We start from the raw sequence: 21,865 nt of genomic DNA on the forward strand, positions 1-21,865 counted from the left end.
GGATGGAATCCCACGCGTGACGGAGCATCCCACCTCCCACGAATCGCGGCAGTCGGCCCCGACCGCCGCGCCCTCGGCGTCCCCTGCGCGGGGTCCGGCCAGGGCGGCGCCGCTGGGCGCGCTCCCGGACCCGCGCGCTGCCCTGCACCGGCCCCCGGCGCCCGGTTTCGCGCCGGTGCCCGGGGCCGGTTTCACTGTGCGCGGGGGTGACGACCCCGGCGTCGGCGGTGATGCCGCATACCCGGGCGCCGGGCCGACCGGCGGCTTCCATGGCGAGGCGGATGCCGGCGCGGGCGCCGGCCGGTGCGGCGGCGCGGGCGCCGGTCCGTACGCCGGGGGTGCCGGGGCGCCGGGGTTCGCCTCCTCCGAGGACGCCGGCAATCCCCCGCTCTCGGCTCCTTCCCAGGTCTCGGCTTCTCCCCCACTCTCGGCTTCGCTCGACCGGGGGGACCCCCATGACCGGGGGGACCCCCATGACCGGAAAGACCCTGGCGAAGCACGGCCGGTGTTCGGCGCAGCCGGGAGGGACCCCCATCGTCCGGGGGAGATCCCCATCACCTCCGCGGGCCCGGTGGGCGGGCGGGGCGAGGACGAGCCGGTGGCCGATCACGGCGCGGCGGAGCCGGCCCCCGGGGCCACGAACCGCGACAGGGGCCGGGGCCGGGAGCACGGCGGTGCCGCGGCGGTTTCCGGGGCCGTTCAGGCGGCTGCCGACGGGCCGCAGGGCGGCGGCGCCGGACGCCCGGAGCCCGATCAGCACGGCGGGCGGTACGCGGCACGGGCCGCGCTCGGCAGCGCGGAAGCGCCCGAGCCGGGCGACGGGCCGTATTCCGGGGACAACGCCCGTCCCGGCGACACCGCCCGCCCCGGCGGCGCGGCACGTCCGGACGGGGCTGCCCGCCCCGGGGAGGGCGTCGGCCGGCCGCGCGAGGGCGGGCAGCCGGCGCCGTCGGGCGGCCGTGGCGGCGAGGCGGGCCGGTCCGACGGGGCACCGGTGCCCCCGCAGGCACCACCGCCGTCGGTGCCCTCGCCGCCCGCCCGTTCCGCGCATCCCGCGCAGCCCGGTGACGGCGCCGAGATGGCGGCGGCCCGGCAGGCGAGCGGCGACCGGCTGCGGTTCATCGGGGCGGCGACCCGGCGGATCGCCCGCGGCATAGACCTCGACGAGATCGTGCTCGGCCTGTGCCGGGCGACGGTGCCGACCTTCGCCGACGCCATCCTGGTCTATCTGCGCGATCCGCTGCCGGTGGGCGACGAGCGCCCGACCGGTCCCGTGGTGCTGCGGCTGCGCCGTACCGACCGGATCCCGGAGGAGCCGGACACCAACGGGACCCGGCTGCCGGTGCTGCCCGCGCAGCCGGACCTCGGGCCCGCGATGGGCGGCAGCGCGTCCGAGCTGGCCGAGGTGCGGCCCGGCGGTCCGCTGGCGGAGGTGCTGCGGGGCGTGCGGCCGCTGTTCGGCGAGGCGCAGGCGGCGCGGACCGCGCTGCCCGAGCTGCTGGGTCCGGACACCCGGCTGCCCGGCGGCCACCGGGTGATCCTGGCGCCGCTGCGCGGCCGGCGGCGGGTGATCGGGGCGGCGGTGTTCCTGCGCCGCCCGGACCGTCCCGCGTTCGAGCCGGAGGACCTGCTGGTCGCGGCGCAGCTGGCGACGCACACCGCGCTGGGTGTGGACAAGGCGGTGCTCTACGGCCGGGAGGCGTATATCGCCGACGCGCTGCAGCGCACGATGCTGCCGGACTCGCTGCCGCAGCCCACCGGGGTGCGGCTGGCCAGCCGCTATCTGCCGGCCGCGGAGACGGCCCGGGTCGGCGGCGACTGGTATGACGCGATCCCGCTGCCGGGCAGCCGGGTAGCGCTGGTCGTCGGCGATGTCATGGGCCACTCGATGACGTCCGCCGCGATCATGGGGCAGCTGCGGACGACCGCGCAGACGCTGGCGGGGCTGGACCTGCCGCCGCAGGAGGTGCTGCACCATCTCGACGAGCAGGCGCAGCGGCTGGGCACGGACCGGATGGCGACCTGTCTGTACGCGGTGTACGACCCGGTGGCGCACCGGATCACCATCGCCAACGCGGGGCATCCGCCGCCGGTGATGCTGCACCGAGGCGGGCGCGCGGAGGTGCTGCGGGTGCCGTCGGGCGCGCCGATCGGTGTCGGCGGGGTGGATTTCGAGGCGGTGGAGCTGGACGCCCCGGCGGGCGCGACGCTGGTGCTCTACACCGACGGCCTGGTGGAGTCGCGGATCCGGGACGTATGGACCGGTATCGAGCAGCTGCGGGAGCGGCTGACGGAGACGGCCCGGCTGACGGGTCCCAATCCGCCGCCGCTGGAGCCGCTGTGCGACGAGGTGCTGGACATGCTGGGGCCCGGGGACCGCGATGACGACATCGCGCTGCTGGCGGCCCGGTTCGACGGGATAGCGCCGAGCGATGTCGCGTACTGGTACCTGGATCCGAAGGCGCAGACGGCGGGGCAGGCGCGCCGGCTGGCCCGCCGGGCGCTGGCGCGCTGGGGTCTGGACGAGCTGACCGACCAGGTGGAGCTGCTGGTCAGCGAGGTGGTGACCAACGCGGTGCGGTATGCGGAGCGGCCGGTGACGCTGCGGCTGCTGCGGACGGACGTGCTGCGCTGCGAGGTCGGTGACGATGCGCCGCAGCTGCCGCGGCTGCGGCAGGCCCGGCCGTCGGACGAGGGCGGGCGGGGCCTGTACCTGGTCAACCGGATGGCGCGGCGCTGGGGTGCGACCCGGCTGAGCATGGGCAAGGTCGTCTGGTTCGAGCTGTCGATGCCGTCCGGGGCGCCCCACGGCTGACCGGCGATGCGCGCCGTCCCGGATTCCGCCCCTCTCCCGTCCCACATACTGGACCCCGTCTGAGACCGGACGGGGTCCAACTCTTGCCGACATGCCGTCGGAGGAGTTGACTGCAAGATGCGGATAAAACAGAAATACCTCACCATACGTGCCGCGCGTCTCCAGATATGCCCCGTACTCCAGTCTCCGAACGGGGGAGACCTCACATGACCAGCACCGCGCATGACCCGCACACCACGAACAACGCCGGTGTCCCGGTGGAGAGCGACGAGCACTCGCTCACCGTCGGTCGCGACGGACCGATCCTGCTGCACGACCACTACCTGATCGAGAAGATGGCCCAGTTCAACCGCGAGCGGGTCCCCGAGCGGGTGGTCCATGCGAAGGGAGCCGGCGCGTACGGCACCTTCGAAGTCACCAACGACGTCAGCCAGTTCACCAAGGCAGTCGTGTTCCAGCCGGGCAAGCAGACCCAGATGCTGGCGCGTTTCTCCACCGTGGCCGGTGAGCAGGGCAGCCCGGACACCTGGCGCGACCCGCGTGGCTTCGCCCTCAAGTTCTACACGGACGTCGGCAACTACGACCTGGTCGGCAACAACACACCGATCTTCTTCGTCCGTGACACGATCAAGTTCCAGGACTTCATCCGTTCCCAGAAGCGACGGCCGGACAACGGTCTGCGCGACAACGACATGCAGTGGGACTTCTGGACCCTCTCCCCGGAGTCCGCGCACATGGTCACCTGGCTGATGGGCGACCGCGGCATCCCCAAGACGTACCGCCACATGAACGGCTACGGGTCGCACACCTACATGTGGATCAACGGGGGCGGCGAACGGTTCTGGGTCAAGTTCCACTTCAAGACCGATCAGGGCATCGACTTCCTCACCCAGGAAGAGGCCGACCACCTCGCCGGGGCGGACCCCGATGTGCACCGGCGTGATCTGTACGACGCGATCGAGCGCGGCGACCACCCCTCGTGGACGCTGTACGTCCAGGTCATGCCGTTCGACGACGCGCCGGACTACCGCTTCAACCCGTTCGACCTGACCAAGGTGTGGCCGCACGGCGACTACCCGCTGATCGAGGTCGGACGGATGACGCTCAACCACAATCCGGACAACTACTTCATCCACATCGAGCAGGCCGCGTTCGAGCCCAGCAACCTGATCCCGGGCGTCAGCGTCTCGCCGGACAAGATGCTGCTCGGCCGGATCTTCTCCTACCCGGACACCCACCGGTACCGCATCGGCCCCAACTACGCGCAGCTGCCGCCGAACCGGCCGCATGTGCCGGTGCACTCCTACGCCAAGGACGGCCCGATGCGGTTCGACCCGTCCCTGACGGCCGCCCCGTACGCCCCGAACTCCAAGGGCGGACCGGCCACCGACCCCGAGCGGTTCGACCCGGCCGCCGGCTGGGAGAGCGCGGGCGAGATGGTCCGCAACGCGTACACGCTGCACCGCGAGGACGATGACTGGGGGCAGCCGGGCACGATGGTGCGCGATGTCCTCGACGACGCGGCCCGCGACCGCCTCGTCAGCAATGTCACCGGCCATCTGCGGAACGGTGTCACCCAGCCGGTGCTGGAACGGGCGCTGCAGTACTGGCGCAACATCGACAAGAACCTGGGCGACCGGATCGCGGCCGGGGTGGGTGGCGGCTGAACCGACCGCCATCATGAACCGCCGGCTGAACCCGCCACGATGAACCGCCGACGCGCCGCGGCCCCGCCTTGAGGCGGGGCCGCGGTGCGTTCACCGAGCAGGAGCCGGCTGAAGGGGCGTCACTCCAGGCCGGACACGGGTTCCCTGCCGCCCCTGTTGGGCTTGTTGTCGGGATCGCCGTCACTGCCGTCCGTCGTGCCGCCGTCCGGCGGGAAGGTGCCGGTCGGGGTAGAGGTGGGCGGGCCGGTGGGCGTCGGGGGCCCGGTCGGCGTCGGGGTCTGCGACGGCGTACCGCTGGGGGTCTGCGACGGGGTACCGCTCGGCGACTGGGAGGGGGACGGGGTGGGGCTCGGAGGGGTGGTCGGCGTCGGAGAGGGAGGCGGGGGCACCCCGGCGCCGAGGTCGGTTTCCAGATCGAAGTCGGCGCCGATGTCGGAACCGAGCGCGGCCGCCGTGTAGTCGGCCCACACCCTTGCCGGGTAACCGCCGCCGTTGACGCGGCCGCCGCCACCGGTGCCCTTCAGCGTGACCTGGGCACCCTGCGGGATCTTCCCGTCGGCCTTGGAGTTCTCACCGAACATGCCGACCGCGGTGACCAGCTTGGGCGTATAGCCCACGAACCAGGCCGACTTGTTGTCGTCGGAGGTGCCGGTCTTGCCCACCGCCTTGTAGGCGGTGTTCTTCACCGCGCCCGAGGCCGTGCCGTCGTTGACCACGCCCGCGAGGACGGAGGTGACGGTGTCGGCGGTCTGTCGGCTGAGCACCCGGTCGCCGATCGGGTCCGGCAGCGTCATCTCCCCTTCGATGCCGTGCTCGGCCTTGACGACCAGCGACGGGGTGACCTTCCTGCCGTGGTTGTCGAGCGTGGCGTACGCGCCGGCCATCTGGAGCGGGCTGGCGCCCATGGTGCCCAGGGTCATCGCGGGCTTGACGTCGATCTTGGAGCCGTTCATGCCCAGGCTGACCGCGGTCTTCTTGACGTTGTCCAGGCCGACGTCCTCCCCCATCTGCGCGAAGACGGAGTTGACGGAATTGTTCATCGCCGTCTGGACGCTGATCTTCCCGTACTCGCGCTCGTCCTCGTTGGGCGGGGCGAAGGGGATGGTGCCGCCGACGACCGGGCGTCGGTTACGGCCGTCGTAGATCGTGTTGGGGGTGATCCGGACGTTGTCCTGGGTCTTGGCCTCGTTCTCCATCGCCGAGGCGAGGATCAGCGGCTTGAAGGTGGAGGCCGGCTGGTAGTCGGAGCGCAGCGCGTTGTTGACCCAGTGCTTGGTATAGCCCGTGCCGCCGTACATGGCGACGACCCGGCCGGTCTTGGGGTCCACCGACGCGGCGCCGAGCTGGGCGTCCTGGTCGACCTTGCGCAGCTTGGGGTTGAGGCTGTCGGTGAGCCTGCGCTTGACGGCCTTCTCCAGGTCCCGCTGTTTGTTCTTCTCGATGCCGAGAGTGATGGTCCAGCCGCCGGCCTCGAACTTCTTCTCGTCGATGCCCTTGGCGAGGAGTTCGTCCTTCGCCGCCTCGACGAAGTAGCCGGTCTGGCCGGACAGGCCGGGCAGCGGCTTGGGGTCCTGCGGCACGCGGAAGCTCTGCTTGGCGCGGTCCTGCTTGGAGAGCCAGTCCATCTCGACCATGTTGTTGAGCGTGTAGGCCCAGCGCTCCTTGACCCGCTTCCTGCCGGCTTCGGTCGCGGTGGCCCAGTCGTACTGGCTCGGCGCCTGCAGCAGCGAGGCGAGATAGGCGCCCTGCGAGACGGTGAGCTTCTCGACGTCCACGCCGTAGTACGCCTGTGCGGCGGCCTGGATGCCCCATGCGCCGCGGCCGTAGTAGCTGGTGTTGAGGTAGCCGGCGAGGATTTCGTCCTTGGTGAGCTTGTCGTCGGCCTTGAGAGAGATCACGATCTCCTGGAGCTTGCGGCTGACCGTCTGCTCCTGGCTCAGGTAGTAGTTCTTCACATACTGCTGGGTGATCGTCGAGCCGCCCTGCTTGCCCTCGCCCATGAGGGTCTTCGCGATGCCGCGGAGGGTGCCCTTCAGATCCACGCCGGAGTCGGTGTAGAAGGTCTTGTTCTCGGCGGCCACGAAGGCGTGCTGCACTTCGCGGGGGACCCGGCTGAGCGGGACGTTCTCGCGGTTGACGCCGTCCCGGGCCATGACCGTGCCGTCGGCGTACTTGAAGATGTTGCCCTGCGCCCTGGCCTGTGCGTTGGCCTCGTCCGCAGACGGCACGTCCACGTACAGGTACAGCCCGATGAAGCCGGCCATGCCCACCAGGCACACGCCGAAGAAGGTCCCGAGGATCTTCTTCCAGGTGAAGAGCCGGCGTATCCGGCTCTTCTTCTGTTTCGGTTTGGCTCGGCGGGCACTCCCTCGCTGTGCCCGTCTCGCTTCCGCTCGGCCCATCGCTCCAGCCACTCCAGTCGTTCCGCCCCCAGAAAACTCAGCTGTCGAAGCTAACACCGCATCTGTCAACACATACTCATCGATCAAGGCTTTTCCCGGCGTGACAAACAGCACGTGGAGCCGGGGGAACCGGGGGATGGGTGTCGCCCATCGTGCGTCCATCGCGGGTCTGCCGTCCCGCATTCGCGCTGGACGGCAAGGATACGGACACGTTAAAGTGCTATCACTTTGCTAGACCAGCGACAACAGGTACACGAGAAACGGGGAACCTCCATGCCAGACCGGACATCCGCAGACCTCACCGCCCCCGCAGCCCCCGCAGCCCCCGCCGACGTCACCGACCTCACCGTCGACGCACCCGACATGCCCGAGCCCCAGGTCCGCGAGAAGCCGGCGCACAGCATCCCGGGCGGCGTCGCCCTGCTGCTCACCGTGCTCGGGGTCTTCCTCGGCATCGCCGTCGCCATCGCCGGCGGCATGATCGGGTCGGGCGGCAACAACGCGGCCGGGGTGCCGATGTTCATCGTCGGCGTCCTGCTGGTGATCGGCTCGATCTTCTTCATGACCGGCGTGAAGATGGTCGCCCCCGGTGAGGCCCGGGTGATCCAGCTCTTCGGCCGGTACGTCGGCACCATCCGCACCGACGGCCTGCGCTGGGTCAACCCGCTCACCAGCGCCCAGAAGATCTCCACCAGGGTGCGCAACCACGAGACCGCCGTACTGAAGGTGAACGACGCCTACGGCAACCCGATCGAGCTGGCCTCGATCGTCGTGTGGAAGGTCGACGACACCGCACAGGCGCTCTTCGAGGTCGACGACTTCGTGGAGTTCGTCGCCACCCAGACCGAGGCGGCCGTCCGGCACATCGCGATCGAGTACCCCTATGACGCGCACGACGAGGGCGCGCTGTCGCTGCGCGGAAACGCCGAGGAGATCACCGAGAAGCTCGCCGCCGAACTGACCGCCCGGGTCCAGGCCGCCGGCGTACGGATCATCGAGTCCCGCTTCAGCCACCTCGCCTACGCCCCCGAGATCGCCTCCGCGATGCTCCAGCGGCAGCAGGCCGGCGCGGTCGTCGCGGCCCGCCAGCAGATCGTCGAGGGCGCGGTCGGCATGGTCGAGTCCGCACTGGCGCGGATCAACGAGCAGGGCATCGTCGAGCTGGACGAGGAGCGCAAGGCGGCCATGGTCAGCAACCTGATGGTGGTGCTGTGCGGCGACCGGGCCGCCCAGCCCGTTCTGAACACCGGGTCCCTCTACCAGTGAGCCCGGAGACGCCTGAGGGGCCCGACGCCGAAGGCCGACCGCCCCCCGCGCGACGGCCGCAGCAGCGCAAGCAGGTGCTGCTGCGGCTGGACCCGCTGATCCATGACGCGCTCTCCCGCTGGGCCAACGACGAACTGCGCAGCGCCAACGCGCAGATCGAGTTCCTGCTCCGCAAGGCACTCGCGGACGCGGGCCGGCTGCCACGGGACGCGGGGGCCATCCCCCGGCGGGGCCGGCCCCCGAAGAGGGCCGGGGAGCGACCGGACGACGGCTGAGCGGGCCGACAGCACCGGAGCATCCGCAGGGTGGGGGCCCGGCCGCAGGGGCGGACATCGCACACCCCCACCGTCTTTCACAACCAACGTGATCAACTTCCTTGCATAGGCCTTACATGGACTTATTCGCTTCACAAGACAGCCCATTTTTCGAATACATCTTCTAAATGCGGCTTGTGTGTACGATCTCGGGGTCCATTCCTTGTGGCGCGATCAAGAAGGCATGGCAACCGGCCAGAGCCTTCATCAGGGGGAGGATTCGCACGATGATGAAGAACACGATCGCGGGACTCGTCGTCGCCGGGACCGCGCTCGTGGGGGGGGCATCACCGGCGTCCGCGGCCTTCGAGGGCGGTCTGAAGATCTGGCCTCCCGGTTTCTGAGGCTGAAATCGGCAGGGCGGGAAGGGCGGCTCGGTAGCCGCCCTTCCCGCCCCGTGCTGCGGTGCGAGCGGTGGGCGAAAGAGGGACCGGTGGGTCAGGGAATGGGCGAAATGGGCGTGGTCGGGCCTGTGTTGAAGGTCAGCCGACTGCGTCATGAAGTCGCTGATCGTGTGCTGCCGGACGGCGTGGAGCTACAGGTCCGTGCGGGAGAGTCGGCCGGCCATCCTCACCTGGCGGTGGGGCGCGCGGGCGGCAGTACGCCGGTCGAGCCAATGGCGCCCCTATGGCGAATGACATACCGCCGGCTCGGGCCGGCAGATGGCCACCAGCCCCACTTCACGGTGCGGCCGACTTCGGCCCGCACGGCCACCCCTTAACTAGGACCTGTACACCTTCATGACTTCCTCTATAGCCGTTCTCCGGCGCCGCCTGCCCGTCTGGCTGATCCCGATGCTGTGGACCCTCACGCTCGGCCTGTGGGGGCTGTCCCGCCAGCGCAGTGTGTGGCGGGACGAGGCCGCGACCTGGCAGGTGGCCCAGCGGACCGTCGCTGAGATCTGGCACGTGCTGGGGCAGGTCGATGTCGTGCACGGGCTCTACTACCTGCTGATGCATGGGCTCTTCGAATTTTTCGGGCCCAGTACCACGACCCTGCGGCTGCCCTCCGTGGTGGCCATGGCGCTGGCGGCGGCCTGTGTGACGGTCATCGGCCACCGGCTGGCCGGGGCCTGGGCGGGTTTGGGGGGAGGGCTGGCGCTCGGACTGCTTCCGGCCGTGCAGTTCTATCTCCAAGAGGGCCGCCCGTATGCGCTGGTCGCGGCCGGGGCCGCGATCTCGACGCTGCTGCTGGTGACCGTGCTTGAGGGGCGTGGTCGAGCAGTGCACTGGGCGGCGTACGGGGGCGCGGTCCTGGTGTGCGGGCTGTTGAACTGGTTGTCGCTGCTGATCCTGCCCGCGCACGCGGCGACCCTGATCTGGACGCGGGCACAGCGCGGGATGTGGACACGCTGGGCGGCGGCCTCGGCGGGCGCTGTGACGGCTGCGCTGCCGTTGATCGTGTTCAGTCGGCGCCAGTCCGACCAGGTGTCCTGGATCCCGCCTCTGACGTGGCACATGATGATCGGCCCGGCGGTCCTGCTGGCGATCGGCGGTCTCGGGGCCCTGCTGGATCGGCCGCGGGCAGGCCGGCTGTCGGTGGCGGCCGTCGGGCTGCCGCTGCTCGCGGTGCCGCAGATCAGCCTGATCGGCCTCTCCCTGGTCCAGCCGCTGTTCCTGGACCGCTACATTCTGTTCAGCATGCTGGGTCTGGCACTGCTGATCGGTACGGCGCTGGGCGCAGCGGTACGGGCGATCGGGCCGCGATTCCCCGGAGCCTCGCCGTGGCTTGTCCCGGTAACGGTCGCCGTGGCGGTGGTGGCGCTGTTGCCGCAGTCGCTGGCCAAGCGGTCTCCGGCGAGCCGGGTGGACGACGTCCTGGCGATAGCGGACGACGTGCGGCGGCTGAAGAACGCCGGGGATGCGGTGCTCTTCGTACCGGCGGCCCGGCGCGACACCGCGCTGGTCTCCCCCGATGACTTCGCCGGACTGCGGGACATTGCGCTGGCGGAGAGCCCTGTGGCGTCCGGGACGCTGAAGGGCGAGGAGGCCGATCCGGCGCGGATACGGACCGCGTTGTTGGCACAACAGCGGATACTGTTGGTCACTGATGCGCCCAGGGTGGCCCGGCCGGTGTCGGCGGAGCGGGACAAGGTGAAGACTGCCGTGTTGAAGAAGTACTTCACGGTGGTGACGGACGAGCAGGTCCGCGGGCGGCGGGTGACGCTGTACCAGCGGCTCGGACCAGCTCGGCGACCCCCCGGCGGCCCGGCGCGCACCCCGGACGCGTAATCGGCATACCGCATCGAAGCCGCCCACCTCACCCTTGCCTGGCTGCCCGGCAGGTACCGGTGTGGACAGCAGACGCCGATCGCCTGTGACTCCAGCGGCGACACCAAGAGTTCGTCGAATCCTCCTCTGGTCCGCCCGGTGGTTCAAGCGAATGGCCCAGCGGACTCCGGCTTGGTGCAGCTCCGGGGGCCGCCACCACCGCGCCTCCCGGAGCCCGCGCACCACCGTGCTCCGGGGGCGCACCCCGGCGCACTGTGCTGGACGGCTGGACACATTGCGTACCGTCCCCTATACAGCGTGCGTATACACCGGCGATACACCCACGACGTAAGGTGGTCGGCATGTCAATCGGTCATACGCTGCTGGGCCTCCTGGAGTCCGGCCCCCGCCATGGCTACGACCTCAAGCGGGCCTTCGACGAACACTTCGGCCACGACCGCCCGCTGCACTACGGGCAGGTCTACTCCACCATGTCCCGGCTGCTGAAGAACGGCCTGGTCGAGGTGGACGCCGTGGAGGCCGGCGCGGGCCCGGAACGCAAGCGGTACGCGATCACCGACGCCGGTATCACCGATGTCGCCCAGTGGCTCGCCCGCCCCGAGAAGCCCGAGCCCTACCTCCAGTCGACCCTCTACACCAAGGTCGTCCTGGCGCTGATGACCGACCGCGACGCCGCCGAGCTGCTGGACACCCAGCGCACCGAGCATCTGCGGCTGATGCGCGGACTGACCGAGCGCAAGCGCGGCGGCGACCTCGCCGATCAGCTGATCTGCGATCACGCGCTGTTCCACCTCGAAGCCGATCTGCGCTGGCTGGAGCTGACCGCCGCGCGACTGGACCGGCTGGCCGAAACGGTCCGGGCATGACGCCGGAAGGATCCCTGCTCTCGGCCGAGGGACTGCACAAGGCGTACGGGGCGACACCGGCACTGGACGGCGCGGACTTCTCCATCCACCCCGGCGAGGTCGTCGCCGTCATGGGCCCCTCCGGCTCCGGCAAGTCCACGCTGCTGCACTGCCTCGCCGGGATCATCCGGCCGGACTCCGGCAGCGTCCGCTACGGCCCGCACCTGCTGACCGAGCTGAGCGACGCCCGGCGCAGCGCCCTGCGCCGTACCGACTTCGGCTTCGTCTTCCAGTTCGGCCAGCTCGTCCCGGAGCTGACGGCTCTGGAGAACGTCGCGCTGCCGCTGCGGCTGAACGGCGCCAAGCGCAAGGAGGCCGAGCGGCAGGCCGGTGAGTGGCTGGCGCGGCTGGAGGTCGACACGGTCGCCGGGCAGCGGCCCGGTGAGCTCTCCGGCGGACAGGGCCAGCGGATCGCGGTCGCCCGCGCGCTCGCCACCCGGCCACGGGTGATCTTCGCGGACGAGCCCACCGGCGCCCTGGACTCCCTCAACGGCGAACGGGTGCTGACCCTGCTGACCGACGCGGCCCGGGACACCAGCGCCGCCGTCGTCCTGGTCACCCATGAATCCCGGGTCGCCGCCTACTCCGACCGCGAGATCGTCGTCCGCGACGGCAAGGTGAAGGACATGCTCGCGCTATGAGCCCGCTCCGCTCGCACGCCGGCAGCGGCGGGCGCGGCGGCGCGGCCGGCTCCGGGGACTCCGGGGGCGGGCCCGCCACGCCCGCGCCCCAGGACCCGCCCGCCGCGCTGCCCGCCGTCCCGCGCACCGGTCCCGTCACCTGGGCCCGCGACCTCGCCATGGGCATGCGGTTCGCCGCGGGCGGCGGACGCGAGGGCTGGATCCGTACGGCGCTGACGGCGGCGGGCGTGGCCCTGGGCGTGGCGGTCCTGCTGCTCGGGGCGTCCGTGCCGTCCCTGATGGACTCCTGGCACGGCCGGGAGAAGGCCCGCGAGAACCTCGGCCAGAAGCACGACCCGAAGCCCGCCGACGACACCCTGCTCTACACCTCGGTGGACACCACCTACCGCGGCGCGCAGATCCGCGGCCGCCTGGTGCGCCCGGACGGCGCGCATCCGCCCGTACCGCCCGGCGTCCGCCAACTCCCCGGCCCCGGCCGGATGCTGGTCTCCCCCGCCCTCAAGGAGCTGCTGGACTCCCCCGACGGCGCGCTGCTCCGCGACCGGCTGGACTACCGGGTGGCCGGTGTCATCGGCGACGACGGACTGCTCGGACCACGGGAACTCACCTACTTCGCGCAGAGCGCCACGCTGCGCGCCCCCGACGGCTACCGCATCGACCACTTCGGCAAGAGCTGGGACCCGAAGCCGATGCGGGCACCCGCCGTCCTCCTCGTGATCATGACGTGTGTGGCGCTGATGACGCCGGTGCTGGTCTTCATCGGCACCTCCGTACGCTTCGGCACCGAGCGCCGGGAGCGCCGGCTGGCCGCGCTGCGGCTGGTCGGCGCCGACATCCGTACGGCCCGGCGGATCGCCTCCGGCGAGGCGCTGTTCGGCTCGCTGCTGGGGCTGGCCGCGGGCGCCGCGCTGTTCCTGGGCGGGCGGCAGTTCGCGTCGGTGATCACGCTCTGGGACATCAACGTCTTCCCCTCGGACGTCGTCCCCGGCCCGCTCGCCGCGGCGCTGACCGCCGTCCTCGTCCCGACGGCGGCGGTGCTGGTGACGCTTTTCGCGCAGCGCGGCGTCACCGTCGAGCCGCTGGGCATCGTCCGCAACCGGCGGGCCGTCCGCCGCCGGCTGTGGTGGCGCGTGGCGCTGCCCGCCGTGGGCACCCTGCTGCTGCTTCCGCTGGCCTGGCAGCGGCCGTGGACCGACACCGCGCCGAACACCATCCGGCTGACGGCCGGTGCCATGCTGCTGCTGTTCGGCGTCACGGCGCTGCTGCCCTGGCTGGTCGACGCCGTGGTGCGGCGGCTGCACGGCGGCCCGGTCCCCTGGCAACTGGCCGTCCGCCGCCTCCGGTTGAACAGCGGCTCGGCCACCCGCTCGGTCAGCGGCATCACCGTCGCGGTGGCCGGCGCCATCGCGATCCACATGCTGCTGACCGGCATGCAGACCGGCTATGCGCAGGCGTACGCGGAGTCCGGCAAGCTACCGCGGATCGGCCTGTGGGGCAGCACCGACAGCTGGCCGCAGACCCAGCGCGCGCTCGACGCGCTGCGCGCCACCCCCGGCGTGACGGCGGCCCGCGGCACCATCGACGCGAACGTCGGCCGGCTGCCCGCCGCCGGCCGGGACCCGGCCGACGAGGCCCATGCCACGGTCGCCGTCGGCAGCTGCGCCGAGCTGCGCAGACTGGCCCGTGTGCCGTCCTGCCGGGACGGCGACCTCTTCGTCACGGACACCCGGGACGCCGACTCGCCCGTCAGCCCCGGCGCGACCATCGACCTCAACCCTGCGATCATCGTGGACGACAGCCGGGGTCCCGCCCGCCCCTGGAAGATCCCCGAGACGGCCCGCGACGCCCGGATGCTCTCCCCCGGAACCGGACCCGGCCGCTTCTCGTACGACCTCCTGGCCACCCCGTCGGCGCTGGACGTCAGCCGGCTCAAGGTCCCCGACATGGAGCTCCAGGTCGACTTCGACCGGGACGCCGAGGACGCGGTGGAGCACATCCGCAACACCGCGGCGCGCATCAACCCGACGATGAACGAGTTCTCCGTCGTCGACAATCCGCACGACGAGCAGCTCGGCAGCGTCCGCGACGGCCTGTTCGCGGGCGCCGTCATCACCCTGCTGCTGATCGGCGCGGGCCTGATCACCTCCACCGTCGAGCAGCTCCACGAGCGCCGGCGACTGCTGTCCACCCTCGACGCCTGCGGCACCCGCCGCACCACGCTCGGCTGGTCGGTCCTGTGGCAGACCGCCGTCCCGGTCGTCCTCGGCCTGGGCCTCGCGGTGGGGTGCGGGCTCGGACTGGGGGCACTGCTGCTCACCATGATCGACACGCCGGTTACCGTGGACTGGCCGGTGGTGGCGGGGATGACCGCCATCGGCGCCGGCGTGATCCTGTTCGTCACGGCGCTGAGCCTGCCTCCGCTGTGGCGCATGATGCGGCCCGACGGCTTGCGGACGGAGTGAGCGCACGCATGCAGGACCCCCGGGGGCGGCCAGCCGTCCGCTTCACCCACGACCTCCTCATGGGCGCGCGGTTCGCGGTCATCGGCGGCCGGCACGGCTGGCTGCGGACCGTCCTCACGGCGCTCGGCGTCGGCCTGGGCGTCGCCGTCCTGCTGCTCGCGGCCGCCATCCCGAGCGCGCTGACCGCCGCCAAGCACCGCGAAGCGGCACGCACGACCGTCTCCGTCGAGGAGGGCCACGGGCCCACCGACCGCACCCTGCTGATCGCCTCGGTGAACAGCGGCTACCGGGACATGGCGGTGAACGGCCTGGCGGTGCAGGCGGAGGGACCGCACGCCCCCGTCCCGCCGGGCCTGTCCCGGCTGCCCGGCCCCGGCGAGCTGGCCGTCTCGCCCGCCCTCGCCGAGCTGCTGGCCTCCCCCGATGGCGCGCTCCTCAAGGAACGCTTCCCGCAGCTGCGGATCACCGCCCACATCGGCGACGAGGGGCTGATCAACCCCGGCGAACTCCTCTACTACCAGGGCACCGACGCGCTACGAGCACCCGACGACGGCGTCGACCGGATCACCGAATTCGGCACCGTCGGCAACCCGGTCGAGCCGGAGCCCCTGGTGGTGCTGGCGATCATCGTGGGCTGTGCCGCGCTGCTGGTGCCGGTCACCGTCTTCGTCGCCACGGCGATCCGCCTCGGCGGGGAGCGCCGCGACCTGCGGCTCGCCGCGCTGCGGCTGGTGGGCGCCGACCGGGCCACCACCCGCCGGATCGCCGCCGGCGAGGCGCTGGCCGGCTCCCTGCTCGGCCTGCTCACCGGCACCGCGCTCTTCCTCGCCGTCCGGATCCCGCTCAGCTCCCTCACCCTCTTCGGCCTCGGCGCCTTCCCCTCCGACGTCGTACCGGACCCGGTGCTGACCTCCGTCATCGCACTGGGCCTGCCGGTCTGCGCGGTCGGCGTCGCGCTGTTCACCATGCGGCGGGTCACCGTCGAACCCCTGGGCGTGACCCGCAAGGCGCCGCCGCTGCGCCGCCGGCTGTGGTGGCGGCCGCTGCTGCCGGCCGCGGGGGTGGCGCTGCTGCTGCCGCAGGTGATCGGCGGCGTGCGGAGCGGCGACGCCGCCAGCGCCCAGGTGATCGTCGGGGTGTCGCTGCTCCTGTTGGGCGTCGCGGCGTTCCTGCCCTGGCTGCTGGACGCCGTGGTGGCCTGGCTGTGCCGCGGCGGCCTCGGCCGGCGCGGCGGCCAGTCCTGGCATCTGGCCGTCCGGCGGCTGCAGTTGACCAGCGGTACGGCCAGCCGCTCGATCAGCGGGATCACCGTGGCGGTGGCCGGTGCCATCGCCGCACAGGTGCTGCTGTCCGGCGCGTTGCCCGGACTCACCGACATGCCCCGGGGCTCCTCCCGGTGGGTCGTGGCCGGCGCCCGGGAAGACACCGCGCCCGCCGCCCGCGCCCACCGGCTGGACGCCCGCCTGGGCACGGCCGAGGGCGTCCGCGCGTCCCACGGCCTGATCACCGGCTACGCGGACTCCGCCGCGCACCAGCGGGCCATGGCGCACGGCTCCGGCCACGAGGACGACGACCCCGAGCCCTACCCGGTGACCGTCGCCGACTGTGCCACCCTGCGCGCGCTGACCCGGATCACCGCCTGCTCAGACGGCGATGTCTTCCTCGCCGAGGACCCCGATGACGCCTTCCGGCTGCCGCGCCCCGGCGAGCGGCTGGCGCTCAGCCCGCTCGGCAGCGAGGAGGCCGGCCACAAGCCGGCCACCTGGACGGTGCCGGCCACCGCCCGGCACACCGCCCCGGCCCGCGAGCTCCCGCCCCGCGTCGACGCGACCGGTCTGCTCGCCACCCCCAGAGCCCTGGACGCCACCCACCTCCACGACGCCACCGTGAACGTCATGCTGCGGCTCGACCCGGACCGCCCCGACGCCCTCGACCACGTCCGCAACATCGCCGCCCAGGTCGACATCCGCGCCGAGCTGTACACCTACGATGCCGCCGACACCGACGACGCCCTCGGCACCGTCCGCCGTGCCCTGGCCGCCGGCGCCGTCGCCGTCCTGGTGCTGATCGGCGCCGGCCTGCTGATCACCACCCTGGAACAACTCCACGAACGCGCGCGCCTGTTGTCCGCCCTGGACGCCCTCGGCACCCCGCGCACCGTCCTGGGCCTCTCGGTCCTCTGGTACACCACCATCCCGGTGGTCCTCGGCCTGACCCTCGCCGTCGCCTGCGGCCTGGGCCTGGGCACCCTCCTCCTGCACATGGTCGACCGCCCGCCGATGCCGGACTGGCCCACGATCCTGACCCTCACGGGGACGGCGGCCGTCGTGATCGTCGGCGTGACGGTGATGTCGCTGCCGCTGCTGTGGAGGCTGATGCGGCCGGAGGGGCTTCGTACGGAGTGACGGTCCACGAATGGGTGAACGTTGTCGTACGGGACGTGTGCGGGCGGCCCGGCATACGATGAGGGCCTCGATACCAGCCACTAGGAGGCGCCATGTCTGCCGCAGCGGTCGAGTACCCCTGTGAGGGCGAACCTGAGCTGACTCTGCTCGAAGAAGCCGAGAAGCTCGCTGACAAGCTCCCGGGCTATCGAGTCGAGATCCTCGGGGGATCAATCATCGTGACACCATCCGCTGACGGCCCTCACTCGATGTCGCTGACCGATCTCACCTTTGCGTTCGCCCCCGTTCACGGAGGAGAGACGCGGGTGGGACAGGCTCTGGGCGTGTGGCTGCCCGACGGCCCGTCGGACTACGCCGTTCCGGACCTTGCAGTCGTGGACGCCGACTTTCGCGACCACCACATCGAATTCAACTGCTACGACCCGGCGATCTTCCGCTTGGTGCTTGAGGTCACCTCTACCAACTACAACGCTGACCTCAAGTTGAAGGTTGCCGCATACGCCATCGCCAAGATCCCGGTCTACGTGATTGTCGACCGCAAGAACGACCGTATTCACGTCCTCACCGACCCGAGCGCCAACGAATACGACACGCACCACGTCTATGCCCCAGGACAGGAGGTCACGTTGCCGGACTCCATCGGGGCCGAGGTCGTTCTCGACGTAGAGGCAATCCTGGCAGCCGGCCGCCTCTGACCCTCACCCCTCCACAACCCGCACAGGAAGCAACCGCATAGCCCCCCGCAACGCCCCCGCGAACTCCTCGAACTCCCGCTGCCGCGCCGTCCCGCTGCGCATCGCCAGCGCGATCCGCCGCGACGGGGCCGGATCCGCGAAGTAGCCCGTCGTCAACAGGTCGTTGCGCGCCGTCTCCACCCGCAGCGCCGTACGCGGCAGCAGCGTTACGCCCAGGCCGCCGGCCACCAGCTGCACCAGCGTCGACAGCCCGGCCGCGCTGGTCGTCACCGCGGCGCCCTCCCGTCGCCCGCCACCGCCCCAACCCGAGGGGCTTCGCCCCGCCTCTTCTGATACGCGTCCCGCCTCCCGACAGATGTCCAGGGCCTGGTCACGCAGGCAGTGCCCCGGGTCCAGGAGCAGCAGATCCAGTTCCTTCAGCGCCTCGCGCGGGATGTCGGCGCGTCCGCCCAGCCAGTGGTCCTTGGGCGCCACCAGCACGAAGTCCTCGTCGAAGAGCGGGAGTTCGGTGACCTGGGGGACGCCGAGGGGGACCGCGAGGAGGAGCAGGTCGAGGCGGCCGTGGGCCAGTCCGTCGAGCAGCGAGGCGGTCTGTTCCTCATGGACCTGGAGGTCCAGATCCGGGTACGACGCGTGCACCAGCCGCAGCACGGTCGGCAGCAGGTAGGGCGCGACGGTCGGGATGACGCCGAGCCGCAGCATGCCGGTGAACGGCGCGCGAGCCGCCTCCGCCTCCTCCATCAGCTCCCCCACCGCGTCCAGGACCGCCAGCGCGCGGGCGGCCACCCGCTCCCCCGCCGGCGAGAGCAGCACCTTGCGCGTCGTACGCTCCAATAGCTGAACGCCGAGCGTTTCCTCCAGCGCGGAGACGGCACCGGACAGCGCGGGCTGGCTCATGCCGATCTCGGCTGCCGCCTCGCGGAAGTGCAGATGCTCGGCCACTGCAATGAAGGCCCTCAGCTGGGCCAGGCTGGGCTGGCGGGCCCGGCCGCCGGGGGTCCCTGGGGAAGCCACTGATAACCACCTCCGATCAACATCAACCAGTCTAGCTATTTCCCTGATCAATGCCTCCTGTGGCACTGTGTAACTCGTCCAAGCCCCATGGAAAGCCCCGAATCCCCCATACGGGACTTCGTGCTGGGATTTCCTCCCTCTGCAAGGAGAGCGCGTGCTCACTGTTGGTGACAAGTTCCCCGAGTTCGACCTGACTGCCTGCGTCTCGCTTGAGTCCGGCAAGGAATTCGAGCAGATCAACCACAAGACGTACGAGGGCAAGTGGAAGATCGTCTTCGCGTGGCCCAAGGACTTCACCTTCGTGTGCCCGACCGAGATCGCCGCCTTCGGCAAGCTGAACGACGAGTTCGCCGACCGTGACGCCCAGGTCCTCGGCTTCTCCGGTGACTCCGAGTTCGTGCACCACGCCTGGCGCAAGGACCACCCGGACCTGACCGGCCTGCCCTTCCCGATGCTCGCCGACTCGAAGCACGAGCTCATGCGCGACCTGGGCATCGAGGGCGAGGACGGCTTCGCGCAGCGCGCCGTCTTCATCGTCGACCCGAACAACGAGATCCAGTTCACCATGGTGACCGCCGGCTCCGTCGGCCGTAACCCCAAGGAGGTCCTGCGGGTTCTGGACGCCCTGCAGACCGACGAGCTGTGCCCCTGCAACTGGTCCAAGGGCGACGAGACCCTCGACCCGGTCAAGCTCCTCGCGGGCGAGTGAGCTGATCCGACATGGCGCTGAATGAACTCAAGTCCGCCGTTCCGGACTACGCCAAGGACCTGAAGCTGAACCTCGGGTCGGTCATCGGCAACAGCGAGCTGCCGCAGCAGCAGCTGTGGGGCACCGTCCTGGCCTGCGCGATCGCCTCGCGCTCGCCGAAGGTGCTGCGCGAGCTGGAGCCGGAGGCCAAGGCCAACCTCTCCGCGGAGGCGTACACCGCCGCCAAGTCGGCCGCCGCCATCATGGCGATGAACAACGTCTTCTACCGGACCCGGCACCTGCTGTCGGACCCGGAGTACGGGACGCTGCGCGCCGGTCTGCGGATGAACGTCATCGGCAACCCGGGCGTGGACAAGGTCGACTTCGAGCTGTGGTCGCTGGCCGTCTCGGCCATCAACGGCTGCGGCATGTGCCTGGACTCGCACGAGCAGGTGCTCCGCAAGGCCGGTGTGGACCGCGAGACGATCCAGGAAGCCGTCAAGATCGCGGCCGTCCTGCAGGCCGTCGGCGCCACGCTGGACGCCGAGGAGGCGCTCGCCGAGTAATCGGCACGAGCCGCGTCATCGGCACGCGAGCAGACGCACGGAACCCCGCAGACGATGCGTCTGCGGGGTTCCGTGCGTCGGGGAGCCGGGGGCCCGCTGGGGCCTGTCCGGTGGGCCATAGCCGGGCCCACGGCGCCGCCCCACCGGACAGGGCCTAGTCGTCGGCCGAGTCGCCGCGCCCCCGGGGCGGCGTCGGCGCCACCCCGATGGCCGTGGCCCCGCGCGGCTGCGGCGTCATCCGCAGTGCCTGTTCCCTGGAGTACGAGCGCAGATAGCCGACGACGGTGTTGGTGACGGCCACCAGCGGCACCGCGACGACCGCGCCGCCGATGCCCGCGATCAGGCCGCCGGCGGCGACCGAGAGGATCACCGCGAGCGGGTGGACCCGCACCGCGCGGCCCAGGATGAACGGCTGCAGGATGTGGCCCTCGATCTGCTGCACGGCCAGCACGATCGCCAGCACCATCAGGGACGTGAAGACGCCCTGCGTGACCAGCGACACCAGACATGCCAGCGCGCCCGACACCACCGCGCCCACCAGCGGGATGAAGGCGAACAGGAAGATGAAGACGGCCAGTGGGACGGCCAGCGGCACATCGAGGAACCAGAGCCCGATGCCGATGAAGATGGCGTCGATCAGGGCGACGATGACCGTGCCGCGCACATAGGCGGTCAGCGTCCGCCAGGCCCGCGGCCCGGCGCCCGCCACGCCCTCCCGGGCCGCGCCCGGAACCAGCTTGAGCACCCACGTCCAGATGCGGCGGCCGTCGTAGAGCAGGAACAGCGTGGTGAACATCGCCAGCAGGATGCCGGTGAGCATCTCCAGGACGACGGTGACGCCCTCCAGGCCGGCCGTGGTGATCGCCTCGGTGTTGGCGCCGACGGCCTCCTGCAGGTTCTTGGCGATCTGGTTGATCTGGCTGTCGGTCACATGGAACGGGCTGTTCAGCAGCCAGCCCTTGAGCTCGGTGATGCCGTCCTGGATCCGGCTGGACACCGACTCGATGTTGTCCTGGACCTGCCACACCACGAACCAGCCGACCAGACCCATGACCACGAACCCGCCGATGAAGGTCAGCGCGGTCGCCAGCCCGCGCGCCAGCCCGCGATTGCGCAGCCAGGCCACGGTGGGCTGCAGCAGCGCGGTGATCAGCATCGCCGCGGTGACGGAGAGCACCACCAGCTCGATGGTGGTGATGACCCGCGCCAGCACCCACAGCGCCCCGGCCAGCACCAGCAGCCGCCAGCCGACCTCGGCGGCGACCCGTACGCCCCACGGCACCGCGGCCACGGGATCCGGGCGGGCCGCGACGGCCGGCGCGTAGGCGGGCGGCGCGGGCACCGACTCCGGCGGGCGGGAAGCGGCCACCGGATCGTCCTCCGCGAGGGGGGTCTCCCCTGGACGGTGGGGGTCCCCCCGGTCGAGCGGAGCCGAGAGCGGGGGGTCGGAGTCCTTGGGGGAGCGCGGCGCGCCGTCCACGGCGTCCGGAACCTGCTTCCGGGTGACGAGGACGCGTCCGGCCGGGCCATCGGCGGACTTCGCTCCGGACGCCGTCCGGGACCCGTCCGCCGGCCCGGGGACCCCGGAGCCGTACGGCGCGCCCGCGGTCCCGGTACGCCTCAGCTCATCCGGATCGCCCTCCCCCGAGGACTCCGGCAAGCTCCGTCCATCGGGAACTCCCATCGCCGCGGTCTCCGCACGGCGGCGCTGGTCCTCCAGCCGCTGCGAGAGCCGCGTCAGACCGGCACCGATGCCGCCGACCCACTGAGGCAATCTGGACATGTCACTTCCTC

The 21,865-nt window shown here is 71.4% G+C and carries 15 protein-coding genes; 12 read left to right on the forward strand and 3 right to left on the reverse strand.

The features are described from left to right. Nucleotides 1–598 precede the first annotated feature (598 nt). Together K9S39_RS17010 and K9S39_RS17015 are read left to right on the forward strand one after the other, a co-directional pair. Nucleotides 599–2,815 (forward strand): SpoIIE family protein phosphatase, encoded by a 2,217-nt coding sequence (locus K9S39_RS17010; protein WP_248868828.1) that lies wholly within the window; start codon nucleotides 599–601, stop codon nucleotides 2,813–2,815. A 206-nt stretch (nucleotides 2,816–3,021) separates the two neighbouring features. Further along, nucleotides 3,022–4,482: a catalase gene (locus tag K9S39_RS17015; RefSeq protein ID WP_248864209.1), complete on the forward strand. Its 1,461-nt coding sequence runs from the start codon at nucleotides 3,022–3,024 to the stop codon at nucleotides 4,480–4,482. A gap of 119 nt (nucleotides 4,483–4,601) precedes the next feature. Here K9S39_RS17015 and K9S39_RS17020 read toward each other — a convergent pair whose 3' ends face one another. Continuing rightward, the gene (locus tag K9S39_RS17020) at nucleotides 4,602–6,884 is read right to left on the reverse strand and encodes a transglycosylase domain-containing protein (protein ID WP_248864211.1); all 2,283 of its coding nucleotides are present in this window, start codon (nucleotides 6,882–6,884) and stop codon (nucleotides 4,602–4,604) included. Between the two features lie 273 nt (nucleotides 6,885–7,157). On the opposite strand from K9S39_RS17020, the gene K9S39_RS17025 reads away from it, so the two are divergent. The 8 genes from K9S39_RS17025 (at nucleotide 7,158) to K9S39_RS17060 (ending at nucleotide 17,803) form a co-directional block, all read left to right on the forward strand. Continuing rightward, a complete protein-coding gene (locus K9S39_RS17025) occupies nucleotides 7,158–8,150 on the forward strand; it encodes an SPFH domain-containing protein (protein ID WP_406707956.1) in 993 nt (330 codons plus the stop codon). Continuing rightward, nucleotides 8,147–8,425, forward strand: a complete 279-nt coding sequence (locus K9S39_RS17030; RefSeq protein ID WP_248864213.1) for a hypothetical protein — start codon at nucleotides 8,147–8,149, stop codon at nucleotides 8,423–8,425. The genes K9S39_RS17025 and K9S39_RS17030 overlap by 4 nt, the downstream gene beginning before the upstream one ends. A gap of 779 nt (nucleotides 8,426–9,204) precedes the next feature. Continuing rightward, nucleotides 9,205–10,695 (forward strand): glycosyltransferase family 39 protein, encoded by a 1,491-nt coding sequence (locus tag K9S39_RS17035; protein WP_248864214.1) that lies wholly within the window; start codon nucleotides 9,205–9,207, stop codon nucleotides 10,693–10,695. 341 nt (nucleotides 10,696–11,036) lie between these two features. Next, a complete protein-coding gene (locus K9S39_RS17040; RefSeq protein WP_248864215.1) occupies nucleotides 11,037–11,561 on the forward strand; it encodes a PadR family transcriptional regulator in 525 nt (174 codons plus the stop codon). Next, nucleotides 11,558–12,241 (forward strand): ABC transporter ATP-binding protein, encoded by a 684-nt coding sequence (locus tag K9S39_RS17045; protein WP_248864216.1) that lies wholly within the window; start codon nucleotides 11,558–11,560, stop codon nucleotides 12,239–12,241. The genes K9S39_RS17040 and K9S39_RS17045 overlap by 4 nt, the downstream gene beginning before the upstream one ends. Further along, nucleotides 12,238–14,703 (forward strand): FtsX-like permease family protein, encoded by a 2,466-nt coding sequence (locus K9S39_RS17050; RefSeq protein ID WP_248864217.1) that lies wholly within the window; start codon nucleotides 12,238–12,240, stop codon nucleotides 14,701–14,703. The genes K9S39_RS17045 and K9S39_RS17050 overlap by 4 nt, the downstream gene beginning before the upstream one ends. 8 nt (nucleotides 14,704–14,711) lie before the next feature. Continuing rightward, nucleotides 14,712–17,108 (forward strand): FtsX-like permease family protein, encoded by a 2,397-nt coding sequence (locus tag K9S39_RS17055; protein WP_248864219.1) that lies wholly within the window; start codon nucleotides 14,712–14,714, stop codon nucleotides 17,106–17,108. Nucleotides 17,109–17,200: 92 nt separating this feature from the next. Next, nucleotides 17,201–17,803 carry a Uma2 family endonuclease gene (locus K9S39_RS17060; RefSeq protein ID WP_248864220.1) on the forward strand — a complete coding sequence of 201 codons (603 nt, stop codon included), beginning with the start codon at nucleotides 17,201–17,203 and terminating at the stop codon, nucleotides 17,801–17,803. Nucleotides 17,804–17,806: 3 nt separating this feature from the next. On the opposite strand, the gene K9S39_RS17065 is transcribed toward K9S39_RS17060, so the two are convergent. Next, on the reverse strand, nucleotides 17,807–18,817 hold the full coding sequence (locus K9S39_RS17065) for a hydrogen peroxide-inducible genes activator (protein WP_248864222.1): 1,011 nt from the start codon (nucleotides 18,815–18,817) through the stop codon (nucleotides 17,807–17,809). A gap of 154 nt (nucleotides 18,818–18,971) precedes the next feature. On the opposite strand from K9S39_RS17065, the gene K9S39_RS17070 reads away from it, so the two are divergent. Both K9S39_RS17070 and K9S39_RS17075 read left to right on the forward strand, forming a co-directional pair. Further along, complete coding sequence (locus K9S39_RS17070) at nucleotides 18,972–19,526, forward strand: peroxiredoxin (RefSeq protein ID WP_248864223.1); 555 nt, start codon at nucleotides 18,972–18,974, stop codon at nucleotides 19,524–19,526. 11 nt (nucleotides 19,527–19,537) lie between these two features. Beyond that, the gene (locus K9S39_RS17075) at nucleotides 19,538–20,071 is read left to right on the forward strand and encodes an alkyl hydroperoxide reductase (RefSeq protein ID WP_248864224.1); all 534 of its coding nucleotides are present in this window, start codon (nucleotides 19,538–19,540) and stop codon (nucleotides 20,069–20,071) included. A gap of 154 nt (nucleotides 20,072–20,225) precedes the next feature. Here K9S39_RS17075 and K9S39_RS17080 read toward each other — a convergent pair whose 3' ends face one another. Next, complete coding sequence (locus K9S39_RS17080) at nucleotides 20,226–21,854, reverse strand: AI-2E family transporter (protein ID WP_248864225.1); 1,629 nt, start codon at nucleotides 21,852–21,854, stop codon at nucleotides 20,226–20,228. Nucleotides 21,855–21,865: the final 11 nt, after the last annotated feature.

It is taken from the genome of Streptomyces halobius (assembly GCF_023277745.1).
Classification (GTDB): Bacteria; Actinomycetota; Actinomycetes; order Streptomycetales; family Streptomycetaceae; genus Streptomyces; species Streptomyces halobius.